This window comes from Actinoplanes teichomyceticus ATCC 31121, from assembly GCF_003711105.1.
Lineage (GTDB): Bacteria > Actinomycetota > Actinomycetes > Mycobacteriales > Micromonosporaceae > Actinoplanes > Actinoplanes teichomyceticus.
In genome coordinates this window covers 3,982,819-4,005,677 of the sequence record NZ_CP023865.1, presented here as the reverse complement: position 1 = coordinate 4,005,677, position 22,859 = coordinate 3,982,819, and the positions used below count along the sequence as shown (strand labels likewise).

Sequence of the window (22,859 nt, the reverse complement as noted above, 5' to 3'; positions counted from 1 at the left end):
GAGCTCCGGTGACGGGGGTACGGTGCGGCGCAGAGGCTCAGCCGGCGGTCGGGTTCCAGTTGTCGGCGCCGGCCAGGTACCTGCGGGCGGTGTAGGCGCCCGCGTCGGCGTCGGCCAGCATCGGGCGGGTCGCGGCGTTGACCACGGCCGCTCCCGGCCCGCTGTTCTGGTACTCGAAGAACCGTCCGGCCGTCCACGGGGTGGCGGCGTCCCCGTTGTTCCACGGCTGGGCGGTGTTGACGCCCGCTGCCAGCACCGAGTCGCGGACCACGACCTGTGCCTGCCCGGTGGTGCTGTAGGGCCGGCCCAGGTAGACCGAGTTCGCGGCGCCGTCGGTGGTGATGGTGCTGTCGGTGATGAGGAAACCGTACGGCGACGCACTGCTGATCGACGAGCCGGTGATGCTGGCGCCGGGGCGCGACAGCACGTGGAAGGTGCTGCGGTCGAACACCGCGACCGCCCGGCCCAGGACCATGTCCGCGCCGCCTTCGATGTACGCCCCGCGGAAGTAGATCCGGCTGTAGGTCGTCACGTTGGCGGTGCTCAGCAGCAGCGTCTGCTTGTCGCCGAGCAGGCGTACGTTGTCGAAGACGTCCCTGTCACCGCTCTTGACCTGCACGGCGGTGGCCTGCGCCCCGGCGCCGTTGGTGTTGGCGACCGTCAGGTTGCGCACCGTCCACTGGTGCCCGGAGAGGGTCAGCGTGGCCGCCGTCGCGGTGCCGCCGGCCGTCAGAACCGTGTCGGCCGGGTCGCCGGTGGCGCCGAGCAGGGTGACGCCGTACCGGTTGCCGCTGGTCACGGTGCCGGTGTAGGTGCCCGGCTTGATCAGCACGACGCGGTAGCCCTGCGTGGTGTAGTCGGCGTTGTCGGCCAGCAGGGCGAGCCCGGCCGCGACCGTGGTGGCGTCGCCGGAGCCGTCGGCGGCCACCACGACGTCGGCCTTGACCGGTGTCGCGGACGCCGCCTTCGAGGCCTCGGAGGTGTTGCCGGCGGTGTCGGCGGCCACCACGGTGTAGGTGTAGGCGGTGCCGACGGTGACCGTGGTGTCGGTGTGCGACGTCGCGGTCACGCCGGTCGCGATCCGCTGCGGCTCGGCGCCACCGGTGGAGCGGTAGAGGTCGTAACCGGCCAGGTCGCTGTCGTCCACCGCCGACCAGGCCACGGTCACCGAGGCCTTGCCGAGCACGGTACGCACCGCGCCCGGTGCGGCCGGAGCGGTGCGGTCGCCGGCCGCCGGGGTGGCCTCGACCGGTGCGGAGGCCGCCGACTCGTTGCCCGCGGTGTCCACGGCGGTGACGACGTACCGGTAGGCGGTGCCGTTGTCGAGCCCGGTCACCGCGTACGACGTACCGGTGATCAGACTGTTGTTGATCTTCGTGTTCCCGTCGGCCGGGTAGACGTGGTAGCCGGCCAGGTCGGTCTCCCGGTTGGCGGTCCAGCTCAGCGTGACCCTGGTGTCGCCGGCGCCGGCCCTGAGCCCGGCCGGTGCCGCCGGTGGCGCGCTGTCGGCCGGGGTGAGGCGCACCGTGGCCGGCGCCGAGGTGTTGCCGGCGGCGTCGACGGCCACCAGCGCGTAGGTGTAGGTGGTGCCGTTGGTCAGCCCGGAGTCGGCGTACGAGGTGCCGGTCAGCCCGGACCTGACCAGGGTGGCCGGCCCGGGCGTGACGGCGGCGCCGGTGGCGCGGTAGAGCCGGAACCCGGCGAGGTCGGCGTCGTCGCCGGCCGCCCAGCGCAGCTCGGCGGTCCCGTCGGCGCCGGTGGCGGTGAGCTGCCCCGGCACGGCCGGCGCGGTGACGTCGGCGGGGGCCGCCGGGTCCGCGACGGCCGGGTGCCAGGCGCCGGTGCCGAGCCAGCCGCTGACCGTCGCCGTGACCGACTCCGCCGGGCTCAGCTGCGGGCGGTTGTCGCCGGCGCCGGCGCCGTCACCGGTGTTGGCGTACTCGGCCAGCCGGCCCAGGGTCCACGGCTCACCGGCCGGTCCGGTCCCCCACGGCTTGGCGGTGGTGATCCCCGCGCCCAGGACGGTGTCGCGGACGACCGCCTGGCCGACCGAGTTGGGGGTGTACTGGTCACCCCAGGCCCGGTACGGCCGGCCCAGCTGCACGCCGGTCACCCCGGCCGGGGTGCTGACCGTGCTGTTGATCAGCAGGATGCCCGGGAACGTGGCGGCGGTGCTCGGGGTCAGCACCGTGCCGCCGCCGGCCTTGACCGTGATGACGGTCTTGTTGATCACCAGCGTGGCGCGACCCAGCACGATGTCGCTGTTGCCCTCGATGACCGAGTTGTCGATCATCTGGCGGGCGGCGGCGGTGTAGGTGGACGTGTCGGCGAAGACCGTCCGGGTGCCGCCGGTGAGCGCCACGTGCTGCAGCAGCACCTTGTCACCGGTCATCGTCACCGCCGGCGCGGCGCCGGAGGCCGTGGTGTTGCGGACGGTCACGTCCCGCACCGTCACCGACGAGCCGGTGACCGACATCGCCGCGGTGGCGGTGCCGTTGGTGATCACGACGTCGCCCGGGTCGCCGGTCGCGCCGACGAGGGTGACGTTCGACTTGCTGATGCTCACCGGACCGGCGTAGGTGCCGGGCGCGACCGAGACGACCCAGCCGGCCGTGCCGGTGGCCGCGTCCAGGGCGGCCTGCAGCGTCGGGTACGTGCCGGTCCCGTCGGCGTCGACGGTCGCGTCCACGCGCAGTGCCGGGGTGGCGCTCACGGGGGCCGAGGCGGCGGAGGTGTTGCCGGCCGCGTCGACCGCGACGACCACGTAGCGGTACGTGGTGCCGTTGACCAGCCCGGTGTCGGTCAGGCCGGCCGTGCTCAGCAGCGCTGCGCCGACCTGGTGGGCGCCGTCCACCGGCACCGGCTCGGTGCCGGTGCCGCGGTAGACGCGGTAGCCGGCGACGTCGGCCTCGGCGTTCTCCGCCCAGCTCAGCGTGACCTGGGCGTCGCCGCCGCGGGCGCGCACCGGGGCCGGCGCGGCCGGGGCCGTGTCGGCGCCGGCGTCGGCGACCGGGTTCCACCCGTCCGTGCCGGCCAGGTACGCCTGGGCCGTGCGGGTGGCGGCGGCCTCGTCGGACAGCTGCGGGCGGTTCGCGTTGACCAGCGCGCCGGCGCCGCTGTTGCGGTACTCGGTGAACCGCCCGTCCTGCCACTTCAGCGGTGCGAAGTCGGCCCACGGCCGGGCGGCGTCGATGCCGGCGGTGATGGTGGTGTCGCGGATGGTCAGCTGACCGCGCGAGTTGTCCGGTTGGGCGCCGTCGGCCCAGCCCTGCCAGGGACGGCCCAGCGCGAACGTGCCGGGGTCGTTGGCGCTGACGATGCGGCTGCCGGTCACCAGGTAGCCGTTCGGGTTCTTCGACGCGGTGCTGGGCGCGAAGATCGTCCCGCCGTTGTGGGCGGTGGCGTGGAAGGTCACCCGGTCGAAGACCGCGGTGGCCCGGCCGAAGACGAAGTCGACGTTGCCCTGGATGAAGCTGTCGTAGTAGTACTGCCGCGCGTAGCCGGCACCGGTGGCCGAGATCGAGCCGGCCGAGTCGGCGAGCAGGGTGTCCTGCACGCCGAGCAGGCGCACGTTGCGGTAGACCTGCCGGTCGCCGGTGGCCTTGAGCGCCACCGCCTGGGTGTTGTAGTTGCCGATCTCCGGGTGCGCGGCCTTGTCGAACGTGTTGGCGATCGTCAGGTCCCGGACCGTGACGTTGCCGGCGGTGACGGCGACCGTGAAGCTGCCGGAGGTACCGCAGGTCGCGCTCGTCACGCTCGGGCAGGTGCCCGGCCCGGCCGGGGTGCCGTTGGCGTTGTCGAAGGTGAGCACGACGTCACGCGCGTCACCGGAGGATCCGGCGATCACCAGGTACGGCTTGGCGACCGTCACGACCTGCCGATACGTGCCCGGCTTGATCAGGATCACGGTGGGCCGGGCGGCGGTGCCGGCCGGCGCGGCGTTGACCGCGGCCTGCAGGGTGGTGTGGTCGCCGCTGCCGTCGGCGGCCACGGTCAGGTCGGCCACCAGCGCCACCGGGTTCGGGGTGGCGGCCACGGTGGCCGGCACCGGCCCGGCGTTGCCGGCGGCGTCGACCGCGACGACCGCGTAGGTGTAGGCGGTGCCGTTGGTGACGGCCCTGTCGGTGTACGCCGCCTTGGTCACGGTCGCCACCAGCTGGTCGGCGTCGGTGGTGACACCGCCGGCCGCCGCGCGGTAGACGCGGTAGCCGGTCACGTCGGCTTCCCGGCTGTCGTCCCAGGTCAGGTTGACGGCCTTGTCGGCGCCGCCGGCGGTCAGGCCGGTGACCGCGGCCGGGGCCACGTCCGGCGCCGGGTCGGCGACCGGGTTCCAGCCGTCGGCGCCGGCCAGGTACGCGGCCGCGGTGTACTCGCCGGCCTGCTCGGGGCTCAGCTGCGGCCGGTCGGCGGTGGCGGTGGCGGTGCTGCCCGGGCCGGTGTTGGCGTACTCGGCGAATCGGGCGGTGCGCCAGTCGGTGACCACCCCGCTGTTGGTCATGTTCGTCCAGGTGGCGGTGGTGCTGACCACCGGGCCCAGCCAGCTGTCGCGGACCACGACCTGCCCGCGGGCGTTGTCGTCCTTGACGCTGGTGCCGTCGGCCTGGGTCTTGCCCGGCTGCCAGGGCCGGCCCAGGTTCTGCGAGCCGTCCGGGGCGGTGCCGATGATCCGGCTGCCGGTGATCAGGAAGCCGTACTTCTGGCTGATGTCGGTGCTGGCCGCGGTGATCGCCCCGTTCGGCGACGTCGCGTGGTCGAGGACCTTGAGCGTGCTGCGGTCGAAGACCGCGGTGGCCCGGCCGAACAGGAAGTCGACGTCACCTTCGATCCACGCGTCGTGGAAGTAGACGCGCGACGGCGTGGTCGTGCCCGGCGAGTTGGCGTACAGGGTGTCCTGGTTGCCCAGCAGGCGGACGTTGTCGAAGACCAGCTTGTCGCCGGTCGTGCGCAGGGCGACGGCCTGGCCGTTGGCGTACGTGCCTTCCTTGTAGCTGTTCTGGATGGTCAGGTCGCGCATCTGCACGGCGTTGCCGGTGACCACGACGGTGGCGCTGCCGGAGGTGCCGTAGGTGGCGGGGGTGCCGTCGGGGTTCGGCGCGGCGCCCGGGACCGGGGTGCCGGCGGCCCGGTTGCCGTTGATGACCACGTCGGTCGCGACACCGGTGGCGCCGACGACGACGATGTTCGGCTTGGTGATCGTCAGGTACTCGTCGTAGGTGCCCCTGGCCACCGCGATGACCGTCGGGTCGGTCGCGGTGCCGGGCCGGGCGGCGGCGAGCGCGGCGGTGAGCGTGGGGAACACGGTGGCGCCGTCGGGGGTGGCCGCCGGGTCGACGGTGATGTCGGTGACCAGCGGAGCGGGCGCGACCGTGACGGTCGCCCCGATGGTGGCCGGCGACTCGGTCGCGCCGCGCGAGACAGCGGTGATCGCGTACGAGTAGCTGGCCCCGTTGGTGACGGTGGTGTCGCTGAACGTGGGCGCCACGACACTCGCGATCTTCGTGAGCGCGCCGGTGCCGGCGTCCGCCCGGTAGACGTTCCAGCCGATCACATCGGCGGAGGTGTCGTCGTTCCAGGTCAGGTGCACGACCCGGGTGTCGGTGGCGGCGGCCAGGCCGGACGGTGAGGCGGGCGTGGCGGTGCTCGGCGGCAGCATCGGGCTCCAGCCGTCGCTGCCGGCCAGGTACTTGGCCGGGGTGGCGGCGGCGGCCTGCGAGGCGGTCAGCTGCGGCCGGTTGGGGTTCAGCGTCGCGCCCGGGCCGATGTTGGCGTACTCGGCGAAGCGGGCGTCCTGCCACCGGAAGTTGACCTTGACGCCGCTGGAGTCGGCGGTGGCCATGTCCTCCCACGGCGCGTCGGTGGCGATCGCGGCCGGCAGCCAGGTGTTGACGATGTTCACCGAGCCGATCGCGTCCGGGTCGGCGCTGGGGTGCCAGGGCCGGCCCAGGTGCACGGTGCCGGCCGCCGCGCTGCTGGTGATCTTGCTGTTGATGATCAGGAAGCCGTACTTGCTGCCGGCGTCGGTGCTGGCCGCGGTGATGGCGCCGTTGTCCGACTTGCCGCGATCCAGCGAGCGCAGGGTCACCCGGTCGAACACCGCGTTCGCCGCGCCGAAGAGGTAGTCGACGTCGCCTTCGATGTAGCTGTTGACGTAGTACTGCCGCGAGCGGGTCGTCGGCTTGGGGGTGTCGGCCAGCAGGGTGTCCTGGTTGCCCAGCAGCCGCACGTGGTCGCCGGTGAACCGGTCTCCCTCGACCCGCAGGGCGACGGCCTGCTGGCTGGTGATCTCCGGGTGCGCCTTCTCGTCGAACGTGTTGGCCACGGTGAGGTTGCGCAACGTGACGTTCTTCGCCGAGACGAAGACGGTCGCGCTGCCGGCCGTGCCGTAGGTGCCGCCGGCCGGGTCCGGGGTGCCCGAGGCCTTGTCGTCGGCGATGACCACGTCGGCCGGGTCGCCGGTGGCGCCGACCAGCACCACGTTCGGCGAGGTGATCTCGAAGGTCTCCCGGTAGGTGCCGGGCGCAATGGTGATCATCGTGGGCTGCAGGTTGGTGGCCGGGATCGAGGCCAGAGCCGCCGCGATGGTGCGGTACGCGCCGTTGGCGCCGTCCGCGGCGACGTACACGTGGGTGTACTCGATCGGCAGCGGCACCGGGTCGGTCACCGAGGTCGCCGACGCGGCGGCGGAGGTCGCCGAGACGTTGCCGACCAGGTCGAGCGCGGTCAGCTTGTAGTACTGCGCGACACCCCTGGGGGCGCTGGTGTCGGTGAAGATCGGCGCCGTGCCGGCCTTGGCCGCGGGAAGCGTGCCGATCAGCACGTAGCTGCCGCCGCTGGACGACGAGCGGGTGACGGTGTAGCCGGCGAGGTCGCTCTCCCTGTTCGCCGCCCAGCTCAGCGTGATGCCGTGCGTGGCGCTCGGCGCCGCCTTCAGGCCGGTGGGCGTGGCCGGCTTGACCATCGGGCTGGCCGCGGTGACCGACGAGTACGAGGAGATGTTGCCGGTCGTGTCGACCGCGCGGATCCGGAAGTAGGCGCCGGTGCCCTCGGTGATGGTGGGGTCGGTGAAGGTGGTGCCGGTGAAGGTGGCGCCGGCGGCCGGCAGGTAGGCGACGTAGACGCCGTCACCGTTGCGCTTCTGCACGGTGTAGCCGGCCAGGTCGGTCTCCCTGTTCGCCGCCCAGCTCACCGTCATGCCCACCGCCGCGACGACGGCCTTGGCCGAGGACGGCGCGGCCGGGGCCCGGGTGTCCGCGGCGAGGGTGATGGCCGCCGTGGCCGGCGCCGACGAGCCGCCCGCGTTGACCGCGATGAGCCGGTAGTGCGACGTGGTCCCGGCCGGCGCCGCGGCGTCGGTCAGCGTGGTGCCGGTGACCGGGGTCGCGGTCAGCGTGGTGAACGGGCCGGACGCGGCGGGCGCGCGCTGCACGACGTAGCCGGTGGTGGTGCCGGCCGGGTTGGCGCTCCAGGTCAGCACGACCCCGCCGGTGCTGCCGGCGGCCGCCGTGAACCCGGCCGGAACCGGCGGCGCCGCCGCCGTGTCGACCGGCCGGGTCGCCGACCCGGTCGCCGGGGTGGAGGCGTTGCCGGTGGTGTCGACGGCGGTGACCCGGTAGTAGGACGCCGCGCCGGCCGGGGCGGTGGGGTCGGTGTAGGTGGTGCCGGTCAGCGGTGTCGCCGTCAGCAGGCTGTAGGTGCCGCTGGACGAGGCGGCCCGGTAGACCAGGTAGCCCCGCAGGTCGGCGGCGCCGGTGACGGCGGCCCAGGTCAGCGTGATGCCGCCGGTGGCGGCGGACAGCGTCAGCGAGGCGGGCCTCGCCGGTGCGGTGGTGTCCTGGGGGATCGCCACCCAGGCCGCGGCGGGCGCGGAGGTACCGGCCGCGTTGACCGCGGTGAGGCGGTAGTACGCGGTCGCGCCGGCCGGGGCGCCGGTGTCGATGTAGGTGGTGCCGGTGACCGGGGTAGCGGTCAGCACCGTGTACGGCCCGGCCGCGGCGCCGGCGCGGGCGAGCACGTAGCCGGAGGTGACGGTGCCGGCGTTGGCGGTCCAGCTCAGCACGGCGCCACCGGCCGCGTTCGCGGTGGCCTTGAACCCGGCCGGGGTGGGCGGCGCCGTCGTGGTGCTCGTCGGCCGGGTTGCCGAGGCGGTCGCCGCCGACGAGGCGTTGCCGTCGCGGTCCAGTGCCGTGACCCGGTAGTAGGAGGTGCTGGCGGCCGGGGCGCTCGTGTCCACGAACGACGTCGCGGTGTACGGACCGGGCGTGAGCCGGCTGAAGGTGCCACCCGACGAGCTGGAGCGAGCCACCACGTACCCGGCCAGGTCGGGCACGGCGGCGACCGCGTTCCAGCTCACCGTGATGCCGGTGGCGGAGGCCGACAGCTTGAGGCCGGCGGGCTTGTCGGGCGCGCTCGTGTCGGAGGTCTTGACCGTGACCGTGCTCGACGGCTTCGACACGTTGCCGCTGCGGTCCACGGCGGCGACCGCGTAGTAGTACGTCTTGTCCGCGGCGGCCGTGGTGTCGGTGAACGTCAGCGCGGTACCGGTGCTGCCCAGCAGGTCGGTGGCCGCCACGATGGTCTTGGTGGTGGACCGGTAGACGCGGTAGCCCGCGGTGTCGGAGGCCGACACCTTGCCCCAGCTGACCGTCACGCCGACCTGGCCGTAATAGGCCGTCTTGAGGCTCCCGGGCACGCCCGGCGCGGTGATGTCGGCAGCGGCCGAGGCTGCCGACAGCCCGGCGCCGGTGACGCCGGCGACGGCGAGCAGGACGGCCAACGTCGCGGTTCCGAGTGTTGATCGGCCGGGGCGCCACCCGGCGGAGCGCGCCGGGCTGACGTGACGAGGGGACATGGTGCTCTTTTCCAGACGGCCGGGCGGCATGCCCGTGCGGGGGAGCTCCGATGATCATCGGGAAATAGGACATACGTTATGGCTCGGATCACATGCTGGCCAATGGTCGACAGGTCCGAGCCGCTCGTTACTCAGGGCCGAACAAGCGTCCGGCAGGTTCGGGCGTGCTGTGGCCTGGAGCCACCGGCGTGAGGGATGGACAGACCGCCGGTGATGTGGTCCTCGCTGGCGGCACCGGCAGGGCCCCGGCCGTCGGCGTAAACGGTGAGGTCAGCGGCGCGCGGGATCCGCACCCAGCCGTCGAGTCCGCTGGCGGCCGCTCTGCTCGCCTGGGTCGGGAAGGCCCTGGACAGGGCGCGAGCCGCGGCGGGGCCTTCTCCGGCGGTGACCGCGGTGCCCTCCGGGAGCGCCGCGGCAACTCGTCGCCGGCTTCGACGGCCTCGGTGACCGGCGCGAAGGCGGCGGTGAACACGCGCTCCCGCATGCCGGAAGCGGTAGTAACGGCGTGCGCCGCGGCGTCAGCTGTTCTGTCTTGAGCGAGTTGGCTTACCCATCCCGATGCGCCGTTGCTGTCCGCAGGTGGCTCAGCCACTGGATGCCGAGGCGGCGGCCGTCGGGGAACCGATCGTCGCGATCCCAGCGCCATGCTGTGATCATCGCCAGCATGAGGGTTCGGCAATCGCGCAGCAGCTGGTGGTCGGCACCCGGGTAGCGGTCCCCGACGTCGTCGGGCGCGTGGGCCAGATCGAACTCGATCGGCCCGCGGCAGCACGTCTCGAAGTCGATGAAAAGAGGGCCGGTCCGGGTCGAGATCAGGTTGCCGGGATGGGGTTCGCCATGCAGCAGCTGCTCGGGCCGGCCGCTCTCCGTGACCGCTCGACGCATGCGGTCCAACACACTGGCGAGCAGGAGCCGGTCCGAGTCAGCCAGTCCTGGCGTTCGGGCGTGGTCGGTCACCAGCGTCTGGGCCGCGGAAACCCTGTCCGTGAAGTGTGGGATCGGCAAGTCGATCTCACGCATTCCGGCGTGCAGACGCTCCAGCGCGGTCACGTATTCCGCGTGGGGGATCGGCTGAGTGGTCACCGGTTCGTAGTAGGTCCAGAGGGTGACAACGTAGTCCCCTCGGACAAAGACCCGAGGTGATTCCAGCGCGGCCACCGGGCTTCCGGCTTCGGCCAGCCGTTGAGCGACATCCACTTCGAGCCGGGCGCATTGGTGCGCGGCCGGAGCCACCCGGGCGAGCACGTCACAGGGCTGCAACCGCAGGGTGAGCGTGTTGGAGTTGTGCAGGACAGCGGCGTCGTGGGCGGTTAGGCCGAGAGAAGTGGCGCTCGATATGGCTGCCCGTGTTGCCCGCTCGGTCTCATATGCCTGCATCGGAGAAACCGCAGTTCGGTGTTCGTGGCGTAGCAGCCGTGTTTCGGTGTCCTGTTCACGGGCGACCTCCGTCCAGCTGGGTTCACGGGATCGATCGGACTTTCCATCCAGGGCCTGCTCCACCGTGCCTGGCGACCGGCACGGCGAGCGCGGCTGCACCTGGCACCGAGGGCACGAGTGCCGTTCCACCCCGGCGGCGTCACGCGAGTCGGATTCACGGTTCTCATCAGCCAGCATGTCCGCACAAGCTTTCCTCAGAACCTCACCACGACACGCCTGCGTGAGAACGCGTTCTGAGGACTGGAACGGTGCGAAATCGCGATCCGTCGGCCGATCCTGGCCCGACTCTCACCATGGCCGTTCATGCGGAGCGCTCGTCAGGAGGCTCCTGGCGAAGGTGCTGCACCGGGCGTACTCGATCCGGATGTCCCCCGCCGGGGTGGCCGCTCTCCCGCAGCCGACTGCGGGTTGCCGCGAAGTTCCCTGCTGAAACTGCGGCTGGCGCATCATCCTGAGCACCGTACGGTCCGGGCAGGCAGCCCGCAGGCTCACCGGACAGGATCCGCTCGTCGACGCCAGAGGCGCGACCGGGGACGACAAGACCAGACCATATCTGTCGTGGACGGACAGATGCATTCGAACGACCGACAGATCGCGGTTGAGGTTCTGTCGATCCTTCACTTACATCGAGACATGAGAATTTGTCTGAGGTACCTTGCGGCGCTCGTCGCCGTAGTTGCCGCCGGCCTCGTCAGCCCGGCCTCCGCACAGGCGGCATCGGGTCTGAAAGTCTCGGAGGCCGTCATCCAGTCCCTGACAGCGCAGGCCATCGTGCCTTCATGGGCGACGAACACCATCGGCAACGCCAGCGCTATCGGCATCGGTGTCATTGGCGCCAAGGACGGCAACTACAACGTGCCCAACAAGTACGACTACGTCCTGCCCGTGAACATGTACACCCACGATCGCTTCGGCTGGAACACGACGGGCGGCTTCTACACCGGACCGAACTACTGCACCTGGCAGCTGCGCTCGGACGACCACGGCGTGACGTGGTACCGGCAGTACCCTGACCTGGGATCCGGGGTGCACTTGATCGGCGCGAATACTTCCTACATCGTCACCTCCTACTCCTGCTGATCCGGCATCGCCGCTGACGCGTGGTGGGCGATACGGCAGACCCCACCACGCGTCAGTCGAACCTGAGGGCGGCCATCGGCTGGACGTCACGATGCAGTCCTGGCCGCCCTGCGCCAACGCCACGGAGACAGCCGCAGGTGACGCCTCCGCCAGGGCGTGACCTTCACCTTGGGGGTTGCCCGCTCGCCGGAGGCCGGGCGGCGGGTCCGGACTGGTCGGCCGTGCGCCTGGGCAGCCGACCCACGAGGCGGACCTACCGGTGAGTCACGACGCCGTCATCAGTGGCGCTGGCCGGTCAGAGCTGGACCCCTCCGTGGTACCACCTCTGGTCGGTGTAGCGGTCGCCGTCGCACGTGCTCTGCACCACTCGGCCGCCCGCGGCGCCCTTGCCCACCAGGCACTTGCCACTGTTGACGTTCCGGAATCCCCAGAGGTCGTCACCGAAGACCTCCAGCCACCAGCGTTGGTCGGGATTCTGGGAGAGCGCGCAGGTGGTCTGAACTGCCTGGGTGTCGTTGGCCGTGCCATGTACCGCAAGGCATTTGCCGGAGTTCTCGTTGTGGAAGGACCACCAGCCGCCGGTGTGCTCCACGGCGTTCCACTTCTGATCGGCGTAGTTCGCGCAGGTGGTCAGCACGGCCGGCGCGTTCTCGGCCGCCCCGCGGACCACGACGCACACGTTGCCATTCTGCCGCCGGAGCTGGTCGACGCCGTTGGCGGAAGCGGGCACGGCGCTGAATCCAAGGACGACGCCGACAGTGAGCAGGGCGATTGCTGCGCGCCGCAGCAAACGGACAGACATGAACGACCCCCTGAAGGTGGTTAGCGATCCGGACGTCCATTGTGTAGGCACCGGCCGCCCGGACGCTCGCCTGTCGTTGTTTCTCCAGAGAAACTAGGGCCGGGCCTTACCGGGACTTTCCCGAACGTTGGTCCCCGAGCGTCAGAGGAACCGTCTGCTGGGGCGAGCCGCCCTGGCAGCTCGACGTGATCGCGGTCAGCGAGCCCGGCGTCGACGCCGTGCAGGGCCGGTTACCGACCGTCGAACCACCAGGCCGCCTCGCTGTCGGCGACCGATCCGCAGCCGGTGCTGCCGTCGTCGTCCAGCTCGGGCCGGTCACCACTGCTCCGCTGGCACGACGCAACCGCCACGCCCGGGAGTACAACATAACTGTCACTATGGTGTAGCGGCGTTTTGTCGGATTCTGGAGTGTCGCCGAATTATTGGATTACTGGAAATGGCAATGCGGTAATACGGCCACAGCTGGCCGCGCGCCGCATTGTCAAGCCTCAGCCGGACTTGACGGGACTCCCAGCTGGTCGGGGTGCCGGTGACGACTCCCGGCGCCCGACGAGCCGAACACCGCCAGAAACCGTCGCCGCCCGGAGACGGCCGCCCGCTCGTCCACCGGTGCGGCAGCGCCGGAACACTACGGAGCACGCGGTCGCGGCGGCCGGGGCGCTCCCCGTACCGTGGACGGAACGCTACGGCGCTCCACCTCCCGTCGGCGCCGATGCCACTGCCCCGGATCACCGCCGCACGCGGTGGCGTCCGCCAGCGTCGGTAGCCGCGGCCGCGGAGACAGTGCGGCCCCCGGATGGTTCACCGAGCGGCCATGTGCCGCCAGCCCGGCCTGCCAGCCTCCTCCCGCAACCGCCGCAGCCCGGCCCCGGGTGCGCAACCGGGCCGCCGCCATCGTCGCCCACGGGTCGCTCCCGGCATCTCCCTGCCGCAGCGCGACGCCCATCGCCACGTGCCACCGCGTTGTCCGGAGTTGTTTGTCCGACCGCCCCCGAACAGGGGCCAGACAACCCGCGCGGCGCTAGGCAGAGGCCTCGGCCAGCGAGCCGGGACGTCGGCGACGACCGACTCCGGCACAACGTCCATGCCGATCAGTCGAACGCCCGGGCGGCCGACAAGGCAGCCGCACTGCAGGCCGAGGCCGACAGGCTCCTGGCGGAACTCGGGTCGGGTGCCACTCAAGTGGCACCCGACAAGATCACGATGCCGGGTGCCGAGCTGATCCTTCCGGTGCCGGGCCGGGAGCAGCGCGCCGAGCCCTGCCGGTACCACAACTTCTGCGCCTACAGCGAGGCGGCTTCACCGGCCTCCAGGTCAACGCAGCCCGGCCTGCCCGCCCTCTCCCGCAGCTGCCGCAGCTCAACCGGTGGCCAGCCCCGTCAGCGCCGTGGCGGCGGGCGGCAGGGATCCGGTCCCGGACAGTGCGGCGGAACCGCACCACCGACGCCGGCTACCGAGCCCGGGCCTGCGCGACCTCGCCGGCCACCTGGCCCCCGACGCCGCCCCGCGGGTGAGCGCGAACGGCTACGGCGATCCTGAGCCACACCGGCGTCAGCGGCTGTCGCAGGTCGAGCGGCTGGTGTCTCTCGGGGCGACCCGGCTGCGGGTCGATGAGCACGGCGTCGTCGTGCTGGCCGATCCCGACGGCAACGAGTTCGGTGTACTGCCGCCGTGATGAGGGGCAGATCCGACAGTGAACCGGCCCTTCGCTGAAGCGTCGCAACACACCGAAGATCAGATCGTCGCGCCGGCCCGCCGGATCGTGCGTCATGTCGTTCATCGCGCAGCGGGTGGGCCGGCGGACCGTTCGAGCAGCCTGTGGGGCGGCGGCGGGGGCGCCGCGCGACTCACAGGTACGGCAGCACGAACATGTACCCCTGTTGCCGGTGCCCGCCACCGGCGAGACAGCGTTCCTTCTGCTCGTAGCCGTCGAAGAACAGCGATTTGTATTTGCGGCGGTACCGCCAGTCCGGCTGATGGTTCGGCGGCGGCGTGACGTCGTGCGGGAGCACGAAGTCGTAGCCGGCCATGATGTGCCCACCACCGGCCGCGCACCTGCCCTTGTCCGGACAACCGCGGTAGAACATCACCTGACAATCCGCGCAGTTACGCCAATCTCCCTGGGCGTGCTCGGACGGCGCGACGTCGTGGGGCAGGCCGAAGTTGTAGCCGGCGTAGACGTGTCCCCCGCCCGCCGGGCACACGCCTGTGGTGGTCGGATGGCCGAAGAAGAACATCGCATAACAGGTGTTGGAGAAACCCCAGTAGTACTGCACGCCGGCGGCGTTCGCGCCCTGCGCCGCAACGGCGCCGGAGGTGGCCAGAGCCGCACCCGCACCCACGGTGGCCGAAAGAAGCAGGCAACGCCGGGAAATGGCCGTCATCCTCGGAGGGTATTGGCCGGTACGCCAGCCGGTCCGGGATTCCCCGTACTGCTCGCCGAAGCCGTTGCCGCGCATCGCCGTCCGTTTCGTCGGCAACGGTGGCCGCCGCCCCCGGACGTCACCGGAAACCACCGGGTACGCGATCGGGACGGCAGATCCGCCGCGCGCCGGTTCCCGGCCGGCGCACCCGGCCGGAAGGCGCGGTTACCGGCCCCTGGCGCCCTTGAGCTCATGAGCACCATCGGAATGCCTCGCCGAAGTGCGGTCCCGCCACGGCGACCCGGTGGCATTTCCACGCGAATCGCTTCGGTCGCTTCCCGGTGACCGGTCCACCGGCCGCCGCGGTGCGGCGACCGGTCCGGCAGACAGGGCTGGATCCGAGCCTCCGGCGGACCGGGTTCGGGGGGTCGCGCACCCGCCCCTCCCCCGGTGGCTCACCGGGGGAGCTCAGCCGGCGGGCCGGGCGACCCGGGACGCGGCCACGGCGTTGTCGAGCGCGGCCTGGGTGCGCTGGGCGCCGGTCACGCAGACGTCGTCACCGAGGAACGCCTCGCGCCACACGTACCCCTGGATGCAGGTGTGCGGACCGTACGCGCCGGTGACCCACCGCGAGGGTGCCGCGGCGTTGTCCGCCGCCACCTGCGAGCGCGTCGCGCCGGTCACGCACACGTAGTCGGCCAGGTCGGCGTCGCGCCAGACGTAGTTGTCCGCGCAGGAGTTGGGCCCGTAGACCAGGCGGGCCGGGTTGCGGCGGCTCGCCGCGACGGCGTTGTCGAGCGCGGCCTGGGTGCGCTGGGCGCCGGTCACGCAGACGTCGTCACCGGCGAACGCCTCGCGCCACACGTACCCCTGGATGCAGGTGTGCGGACCGTACGCGCCGGTGACCCACCGCGAGGGTGCCGCGGCGTTGTCCGCCGCCACCTGCGAGCGCGTCGCGCCGGTCACGCAGACCTGGTCGCCGGGCCGTGCCTCGCGCCAGACGTACCCCTGCAGGCAACGGCTGACGATGTCGGTGCTGATGGTGACGGTCGCCGCGTCGCCGGCGACGCCGTCGATCCTGATCCGTACGCCGTTGGCGTCCAGCGACGCCACGGGCGCGCCCCGAGGGCCGTTGCGCAGCAGGTACGGCGTGCCGTCGCGCACCTCGTGGATGAGCACCGTGTCGCCGGGTATGCCGGAACTCCAACCGGTCTTGCGGCGGAACTCCACCGTGTACCCGGCGTGCAGGTCGCCCGGGTTGAAGGGGATGCGCACGAGCAGCGGTCCGGGCGCACCGGGCCGTTCCAGCGGCGCGAGGGTGACGGTACGCGTGGCGACCCCGTCGGCGGCCATCGTGAGGACCCGGTTCTTCGCCAGCCAGCCGAGCTCGTCGCGGTGGTAGCCGTTGAGGCCGACCGGGTTGGCGCCGTACGTGCCGGCGGACGCGTACATGTTCATCGCGCTCATCTCGTCCCACGGGTCGTCGTACTCGCCCGGCAGCGACCACGGCGCGTTCTGGTACGTGGTGTCGTTGGAGAACGAGTGCCCGAGGCCGTAGCCGTGCAGCATCTCGTGGGCGGCGAAGCCGAGGTTCCAGGCGTTCTGGTCGAGCAGGACCCGCCCGCCCGCGGACCCGGAGTCGACGCCGTCGTTCATGATCGCGACGATCCGGTGGCTGGCCGGTACGGTGTAGCCGCCCGCGGCCGCCGCGTCGACGCACCGCTGGATGCGCGTCCACCGGTCGGTGGTCCTGTTCTGCTCGAACGTGAACTGCTCGGTGAACCATCCGCGCACGACCGAACCGGCCAGCGAGACGCGCCCGCCGGACTGGTCGGCGAAGTAGTCGGCGGCCCCGCCGGTGCCCGCGCCGGCCTGGGTGAGGAAGTTGGCGAAGAAGGACGGGGCCTGCGGCTCGGCCGGCCGGTCACTGGACTTGCACAGCAGCACCGACCAGGGGGTGTTGTTACGTACCGGCGTGGCGGTCGCCGGGGCCGGCGCGACGGCCAGCAGGACGCCGGCCGCCGCGACGGCGCAGACCGCGGCGCGGCGGGTCAAGGCTCGTATCATCGGGTTCCTCGGGCTGAGGCGACCCGGCCGTTCCGGATCGCATGCAGACCGATCGAATCACCGGAACCGAACGCCACGCATTTATAGTCGGCTATGCGACTGGCGTGTGCGGTGCGGGATCGTACATTTCCGGAAGGTCTCCGGTGACGCGATCGGTGCTCTTTTGCGACCGCGGAGTGCGAGGGCGTGGCAACGACAGATCCGGCCACGCCTTCGCATGGGCCGGCGGGAGTCGCCTCCGGCGAAATGAACGATCACGAGCAGCACGTTTCGGGCGCACAGCGCCGCCGGGGGCATCCGCGGCCCAGCCGGGTGCCACGGTTCGTTTCCCGGCCCTCTCGCGCGGGATCTGTTTGCACCCCGTGGCCGCCGCCGATGCGACGATCTCCGAATATGCGCCGCGAGAGACGTTTCGCGGCGCGGACAAGAAATCGCCACAAGGCGGCCTATCCGTTCCTCAGAGGCTCCCAAAAAACTGGCTGAAAGGCCGAGACCCGGCTAATCCATTCGTCGGTAATCTGGCGCTTGCCGTGAAGCTCATGGCGGGGACGGCAGCCTCGGGCCCTGCCGGCACGGTCCGCCGGTGAGGATCACGGCGTACCTGATCGGGAGCGGCCCGGCGGCGCCCGGATCCCGGGATCCGGGCATTCCTCAGTGGGAGCAGCTCGAACCGTCCGTGACGCCCACCGCGTTCGCCACGGACGATGACGCTCGCATCGTCGTCACGTCCACCAGGTGGTCCGCGACCGGAGCGGGGTGACACTGGCCGACCGCACCGTCCGGCACGTCTATCGGCTCGACGGCGGATTGGTGGCCGACATGCAGATCCGGCAGTGACCCGCCATCCGCACATGCCATGACAGCCGGCCGCGGGCAGCGCTCGGCGCTCGTCCTGTCACCGGGCCCGGCGACAGCAGCGACCGGCGGCCCTGGCCGCGCGGCGGCGCATCCCGCACGGGCGAACCGGCGCCGGGCTCAAGCCGCCACCTTCCGCGCGCGCGGCCGGAGGCGCAGCACGCAGGTCAGCATCGGCAGGGTGAACTCGCCGTCCGCGGTCTCCGGCCGGCCCGCCAGGAAGGCGCGGATGCGGTCCAGGGCAGCCTGGCGCTGCTGGTCCGGCATGACCAGCATCCCGGCCCGGGTCGCCAGGGCCGCGACCAGCGAGACCGCGGTGCGGCGCTGCCCGTGGCCGAACGCGGCCTGCTGCGGCGAACCGAACCGGGCAGCCGTGCCGTCGGCCGGCAGGTGCAGCCGCGCGGTCGCGGCGCGCCAGCCGGCCGGCGTGTCACGCGGGCCGATCGCCGCGCTGCCGCTGATCCGGGCCAGCCCGGCCACCCAGTCGACCCGGTCGTCCAGGACGTTCCACAGCCCGGCCAGGATGCCGCCGGGCACCAGCACCCGGGCGATCTCCGGGCCCGCGACGGCCATGTCGAACCAGTGCAGGGCGTTGCCGGCCAGCACGGCGTCGACGGACGCGTCCGGCAACGGTATCGCCTCGGCGCTGCCGCTGAGCGCACGCACCTGCGGCAGCGCGCGGCGCAACTCGGCGAGCATGGCCGGGTCCGGCTCGACCGCGCTGACCTCACCGCCGGCCGCGACCAGGCCGGCGGTGAGCTTGCCGGTGCCGGCGCCCAGGTCGAGCACCCGTGACCCGGGCGCGGGCGCCAGCGCCCACCGCACGGCGGCCTGCGCGTAGTCGGGGCGGTGCTCGGCGTACGCGCTCGCCGCCGCGCCGAACGACAAGGCGTGCCGCCGACGTTCCTCCGCTTCCATGCGCTCACCCTAGGAGGGCCCCGCCACGCCGGCCCGGCCCGCACGGGGCGTCCGGCCGCCCGGGAACACACCGCGCGCACCGTCGTCTGCCTCGCCCGGCGCGGTCGCTGCCGGGAAGACCCGGCCACCGTCCTCGGCCGGCTCCAGCGGCCCGACGTGGCCTCGCCCCCGGCCCGGCGGCCGAGCGCGCCGTCACGTCGCGGCCGTCACGTCGCGGCCGGCGCCGTCGCGGTCGCGGCAGTGCCGGTGACATGCGCCGCGTGCTGGCCGGACCGGGTCCGGGGCGCTTGACCGCCGCCGGCAACCCCTGGCTGCGGCGCGGGCCCGGCAAACCGCTCGCCGCGGCGCGGGCCCGGCAACCCCTGGCCGCGGCGCTTGCCCGCACGGGCGGGAAAACCGCCGATCCTCCCGCTGTTTCGCGCGACGATATCCAGACCCGATTTCGCCGTGTGAGGGAAAGGGCACCTCATGACCCAGCTCAGCACCTGGCGGGCGAACCTGACCGCCACCGACGCGCCCGCCGCCACGGTCCTCATTCGCCTGTACGTCGCAGCGATCTTCCTCTCCGAGGGCGTCCTGAAGTTCCTTCGCCCCGACGCGCTGGGCACTGGCCGCTTCGACCGAGCCGGCATCCCCGCCCCGGGCTTCTTCGCGCCGCTCGACGGGGTCTTCGAGATCGGCTGTGGGCTGCTGATCCTCGCCGGTCTGCTGACCCGGGTCGCCGTCGTACCGATGATCGTGAACATGGTGGGCGCGCTGCTGATCACGAAGCTGCCCATCCTGTGGGGCGACGCCGCGCTGTTCGCCGGGAAGTCCGGCTGGTGGGACCTGGCCCACGAATCGCGTACCGACCTGGCGCAACTGTGCGGCAGCCTGTTCCTGCTCATCGTCGGGGCCGGCGCCTGCTCCCTCGACGCCCGCCTCGGCCGCGCCCGAGCCGCCGGCGCGGCCGGGACGAGGGCACGCGGCTGACCCGGGCGCGTCGTCGCACGGCCCGGCCCCAGCAGCGGCCCGCGGGCGCCGACCAGGGCCCCTGGTGCGGCCGTCGACGGTCGGCGCCCGACTCGGTCACCGGGTGGGTCACTCACCCGCCGGTCGGCATCGCCTGCGGGTCGTCGTCGGCGCCGGGCCGGTTGGCGCGCCGGGCGTTGATACCGGCGTTGCTGCTGCCGTCGGCCGGGGTGTCCGCGGCCGGCGGCTCGTCGGTCGTGAACGTGCCCCGCTCGGCGAATCCGCGGGGGTGCTGGTCGGTGCCGGCGCCCTCGACGTGGTCACGGTCGGTGCTCATCACGGGTCTTCCCTTCGGTCGTCGTTGCGCTGTCCACTACCCGGCTACTACCCGGCCCGCGCCGATATCGACCCGCCCCGGCCCGGCTGAGGCGCGACATCGGCGCTATGACCGGCCCGCGCTTGCCGCGTCCGGATAGGGTGGCGGCGCCCGCCCGCGGGCGACCGGAAGGAGCCGACCGGTGACCAGGACGCTGCAGGTGGGCGGGGTGACGATCGCCTACCGCACCGCCGGCGACCCCGGCGCTACGCCGATGGTGCTGCTGCACGGGCTCGGCGACAGCAGCGCCGACTGGCACAGCGTGCTGCCCGGCCTGGCCGCCACCCACCACGTGTACGCGCTGGACCTGCGCGGGCACGGCGACAGCTCACACCCGGGCAGCTACTCGCTGCCGCTGATGCGCGACGACGTGCTGGGCCTGCTCGACGCGGCCGGCATCCACCGCTGCGTGCTCGTCGGGCACTCGATGGGCGCCATGGTCGCGGCGCTGCTGGCCCAGACCGCCCCGCACCGGGTCACCCACCTGGTGCTGGAGGACGCCGGTGTGCCACGGCCCGGCATGCTGACCCGCCCGCCGCTGCCGGCGCCGGCCGAGCCGACCGCGTTCGACTTCGCCGCGGTCAACGCCATCCGCGCGCAGCTCAACGATCCGGACCCGGCCTGGTTCCAGGCGCTGGACCGGATCACCGCACCGACGCTGATCATCAGCGGGGCGCGCAGCCCGCTCCCGCGCCACCTGCTGACCGACAGCGCCGCACGGATCCCGCACGCCACCCTGGTCAGCGTCACCGCCGGGCACCACGTGCACACCGAGCAGCCCGCCGCGTTCCTCACCGAGATCGGCCGGTTCCTCGACAGGCACCCGACCGGGGATTGACCTTGACACTGTGACAAGGTTTTCACTGGGGTGCAGGAGGTGGTCCCGATCAACCCGACACCCACCGGTTCACCGCAGACGCGCCTGCGTGACGCGCTGAGCGCCCCGGCATCCTCGGTCCGGCTACGGGCGGCCCTGGCCGCCGGCAGCAGCGCCGACGAGCAGCTGCTGGACACGCTCGTGCAGCGCTGCGCGGTCGAACCGGACTTCTTCGTCCGCGACATGCTCACCTGGGCGCTGACCCGGCTACCGGCACACCTGACCGTCCCCCGGCTGCGCGCGCACCTGCACGACCAGCGCCCGCAGGCCCGCAGCCAGGCACTGCACACCCTGTCCAAGATCGGCGACCGGGACGTCTATCCGGCGATCACCGGCGCGCTGCTGCACGACGGCGACGACGAGGTCGCGCGCAGCGCCTGGCGCGCGGCCGTCGCGCTGGTGCCCGACGACCGGCGCGCCCGGCTGGCCGCGGAACTGGCGCGCGAACTCGGGCGCGGCGACCGCCGCGTGCAGCGCAGCCTCAGCCGGGCCCTGGTCACGCTCGGCGAGTCCGGCGAGCCGCTGCTGCACGCCGCCCTGGCCGGCAGCGACCCGGTCGTGCGCGCGCACGCGCACGCCACCCTGCGGCTGCTGCACGACCCGGACACCGGTTTCGACCAGGCCGCCGACGAGGCCACCCGGATCCTCGCGCTCGGCCACGAGGACGGCGAGGCAGCCGCGTGCTGATCGGCGAGGTGGCCCGCCGCTGCGGAATCAGCACCCGCATGTTGCGCCACTACGACACACTCGGCCTGGTGCGCCCGAGCGGGCGCACCGTGGGCGGCTACCGCGAGTACACCGCCGCGGACCTGCGCCGGATCTTCCACGTGGAAAGCCTGCGCTCGCTCGGGCTCTCACTGCGCCAGATCGCCCGGGTGCTGCAGGATCCGGGCTTCACCCCGTCCGCACTCATCGGCGAGCTCATCGCGTCCAGCCAGCAGCGGCTGCGCCGCGAGCAGGAGCTGCTCGAGCGGCTGCGCACGGTCGAGGCCTCCACACCGCAGGACTGGCCGGGCGTCACGCGCATCGTCGAGCTGCTGCACGACCTGCGCTCGCCCAGCGCCGCCCGCCGCCAGCGCAGCGTGCTGGCCGACACCGCGCTGCCGGCCGACCTGCTGGCCGGGGCGGTCCTGGCCGAGACCGACCCGAACGTCGCCGGCGCCCTGCGCTGGGCGCTGGCACGCGCGGGCGACGCCGCGGTGGCCGGGGTGGCCGGCGGCGTGCACGCCGGCGACCCCGGCGTGCGCCGCCGCGCCGTCCAGGCACTGGCCGCGATCGGCGGCGCGCAGACGACCACGCTGCTGACCGGCGCGCTCGCCGACCCGGACCCGGCGGTACGCCGGCATGCCGCGCTGGCCGCGGGCCGGCGCGGCGTGACCGCGGCCGCGCCCACCCTGATCGCCATGATCGTCGAGGGCGCCGGCGACGTCGAGGCCGCCGAGGTGCTCGGCGCGCTCGCCGGCGACCCCGCCGACGCGTGCTCGATCGTCGCCGCGCTCACCGCCCGGCTGCACGCACACCCCGGGCACCCCACGGCGCGGGTACGCCTGACCCAGGCCCTGGCCGAGATGCCGGCCGCGCTGGCGCGCGACGTGCTGCGCTCGCTGACCGGCGACCCGGAGCCGGCCGTCGCCCTGACCGCCACGGCGATCCTGCGCCGGCTCGACCCGCCGGACGCCGGCTGACCGGCGCCGCTCAGCGCGCCGCCCACGCCGGGTCACGCCCGGTCACCGCGAGCAGCTGCTCGAACTCACCGGCGCCGGGCGGGCAGTCGACCGGATCGCCGAACGCGCCCATCGCGCGGCCGGTCTCGGCCATCGTGTCGAGAAACTCGCGCACCACCGGCAACAGGCTGGCCTCCACCCGGTAGTCCAGGCCGGTGGCGCGCGCCAGGTCCCAGCCGTGCACGACCAGATCGCTGAGCACCATCTGCGCGACGGTGCGCTGCGGCAACCCCATCCCCGGCGAGACCCCCTGCAGCGCCGCCGGATCCGACCACGCCCGCACCAGGGCGCGCGTCTGCGCGGCGAACCCGGCCCGCCAGTCACCGGTGACCCGGTCCGGGCCCGCGCTCCAGTCGACCTGCTCACGGCGGGCCAGCGCCTGGAAGTTGCCGACCACCTGGATCAGGTGGTTCAGCAGGTCCCGCACGGTGAACCGGGCGCACGGGGTGGGCCGCTCCAGCTGCTGGTCACCGATCGCGGCGACCAGCTGCGCCGCCGCGCCCGCCGCGACGGCCAGCTTCTCACTGATCTCATGGGACACCCCGACAAGGTACGGACCCG

Annotated in this window: 14 protein-coding genes; 6 read left to right on the top strand and 8 right to left on the bottom strand. The window is 72.8% G+C overall.

The window, feature by feature from the left end; translation table 11 throughout:
* Positions 1-37: 37 nt before the first annotated feature.
* Together ACTEI_RS17605 and ACTEI_RS17600 are read right to left on the bottom strand one after the other, a co-directional pair.
* On the bottom strand, positions 38-8,773 hold the full coding sequence (locus ACTEI_RS17605) for a pectinesterase family protein (protein ID WP_122978652.1): 8,736 nt from the start codon (positions 8,771-8,773) through the stop codon (positions 38-40).
* A gap of 621 nt (positions 8,774-9,394) precedes the next feature.
* Positions 9,395-10,348, bottom strand: a complete 954-nt coding sequence (locus ACTEI_RS17600; protein WP_239082387.1) for a phosphotransferase — start codon at positions 10,346-10,348, stop codon at positions 9,395-9,397.
* Positions 10,349-10,843: 495 nt separating this feature from the next.
* On the opposite strand from ACTEI_RS17600, the gene ACTEI_RS17595 reads away from it, so the two are divergent.
* The gene (locus ACTEI_RS17595; protein WP_122978650.1) at positions 10,844-11,365 is read left to right on the top strand and encodes a hypothetical protein; all 522 of its coding nucleotides are present in this window, start codon (positions 10,844-10,846) and stop codon (positions 11,363-11,365) included.
* 295 nt (positions 11,366-11,660) lie between these two features.
* Here ACTEI_RS17595 and ACTEI_RS17590 read toward each other — a convergent pair whose 3' ends face one another.
* Positions 11,661-12,167, bottom strand: coding sequence for an RICIN domain-containing protein (locus ACTEI_RS17590; RefSeq protein WP_122978649.1), 507 nt, complete (start codon positions 12,165-12,167; stop codon positions 11,661-11,663).
* Between the two features lie 1,366 nt (positions 12,168-13,533).
* Here ACTEI_RS17590 and ACTEI_RS37070 point away from each other — a divergent pair.
* Entirely contained in the window at positions 13,534-13,842 is a 309-nt protein-coding gene (locus ACTEI_RS37070) for a VOC family protein (RefSeq protein WP_164466001.1), read from the top strand.
* A gap of 172 nt (positions 13,843-14,014) precedes the next feature.
* On the opposite strand, the gene ACTEI_RS17580 is transcribed toward ACTEI_RS37070, so the two are convergent.
* From ACTEI_RS17580 to ACTEI_RS17570, 3 genes are all read right to left on the bottom strand, one after another.
* Positions 14,015-14,551 carry a hypothetical protein gene (locus ACTEI_RS17580; RefSeq protein WP_145831045.1) on the bottom strand — a complete coding sequence of 179 codons (537 nt, stop codon included), beginning with the start codon at positions 14,549-14,551 and terminating at the stop codon, positions 14,015-14,017.
* Positions 14,552-14,998: 447 nt separating this feature from the next.
* A complete protein-coding gene (locus ACTEI_RS17575) occupies positions 14,999-16,585 on the bottom strand; it encodes a metallopeptidase domain-containing protein (RefSeq protein ID WP_122978647.1) in 1,587 nt (528 codons plus the stop codon).
* A 987-nt stretch (positions 16,586-17,572) separates the two neighbouring features.
* Complete coding sequence (locus tag ACTEI_RS17570; RefSeq protein ID WP_122978646.1) at positions 17,573-18,370, bottom strand: class I SAM-dependent methyltransferase; 798 nt, start codon at positions 18,368-18,370, stop codon at positions 17,573-17,575.
* 468 nt (positions 18,371-18,838) lie between these two features.
* On the opposite strand from ACTEI_RS17570, the gene ACTEI_RS17565 reads away from it, so the two are divergent.
* A complete protein-coding gene (locus tag ACTEI_RS17565) occupies positions 18,839-19,342 on the top strand; it encodes a DoxX family protein (RefSeq protein WP_122978645.1) in 504 nt (167 codons plus the stop codon).
* Positions 19,343-19,454: 112 nt separating this feature from the next.
* Here the strand turns inward: ACTEI_RS17565 and ACTEI_RS17560 are convergent, their stop codons facing one another.
* Positions 19,455-19,658: a hypothetical protein gene (locus tag ACTEI_RS17560; RefSeq protein WP_122978644.1), complete on the bottom strand. Its 204-nt coding sequence runs from the start codon at positions 19,656-19,658 to the stop codon at positions 19,455-19,457.
* A gap of 199 nt (positions 19,659-19,857) precedes the next feature.
* On the opposite strand from ACTEI_RS17560, the gene ACTEI_RS17555 reads away from it, so the two are divergent.
* The 3 genes from ACTEI_RS17555 to ACTEI_RS17545 are packed head-to-tail and all read left to right on the top strand — an operon-like array spanning position 19,858 to position 22,259.
* On the top strand, positions 19,858-20,535 hold the full coding sequence (locus tag ACTEI_RS17555; protein ID WP_122982223.1) for an alpha/beta fold hydrolase: 678 nt from the start codon (positions 19,858-19,860) through the stop codon (positions 20,533-20,535).
* A gap of 48 nt (positions 20,536-20,583) precedes the next feature.
* The gene (locus tag ACTEI_RS17550) at positions 20,584-21,261 is read left to right on the top strand and encodes a HEAT repeat domain-containing protein (RefSeq protein WP_372443264.1); all 678 of its coding nucleotides are present in this window, start codon (positions 20,584-20,586) and stop codon (positions 21,259-21,261) included.
* A complete protein-coding gene (locus tag ACTEI_RS17545) occupies positions 21,255-22,259 on the top strand; it encodes a HEAT repeat domain-containing protein (protein ID WP_122978642.1) in 1,005 nt (334 codons plus the stop codon). Before ACTEI_RS17550 ends, ACTEI_RS17545 begins: the two co-directional genes overlap by 7 nt.
* Before the next feature lie 10 nt (positions 22,260-22,269).
* Here ACTEI_RS17545 and ACTEI_RS17540 read toward each other — a convergent pair whose 3' ends face one another.
* Positions 22,270-22,839 (bottom strand): TIGR03086 family metal-binding protein, encoded by a 570-nt coding sequence (locus tag ACTEI_RS17540; protein ID WP_122978641.1) that lies wholly within the window; start codon positions 22,837-22,839, stop codon positions 22,270-22,272.
* Positions 22,840-22,859 lie beyond the last annotated feature (20 nt).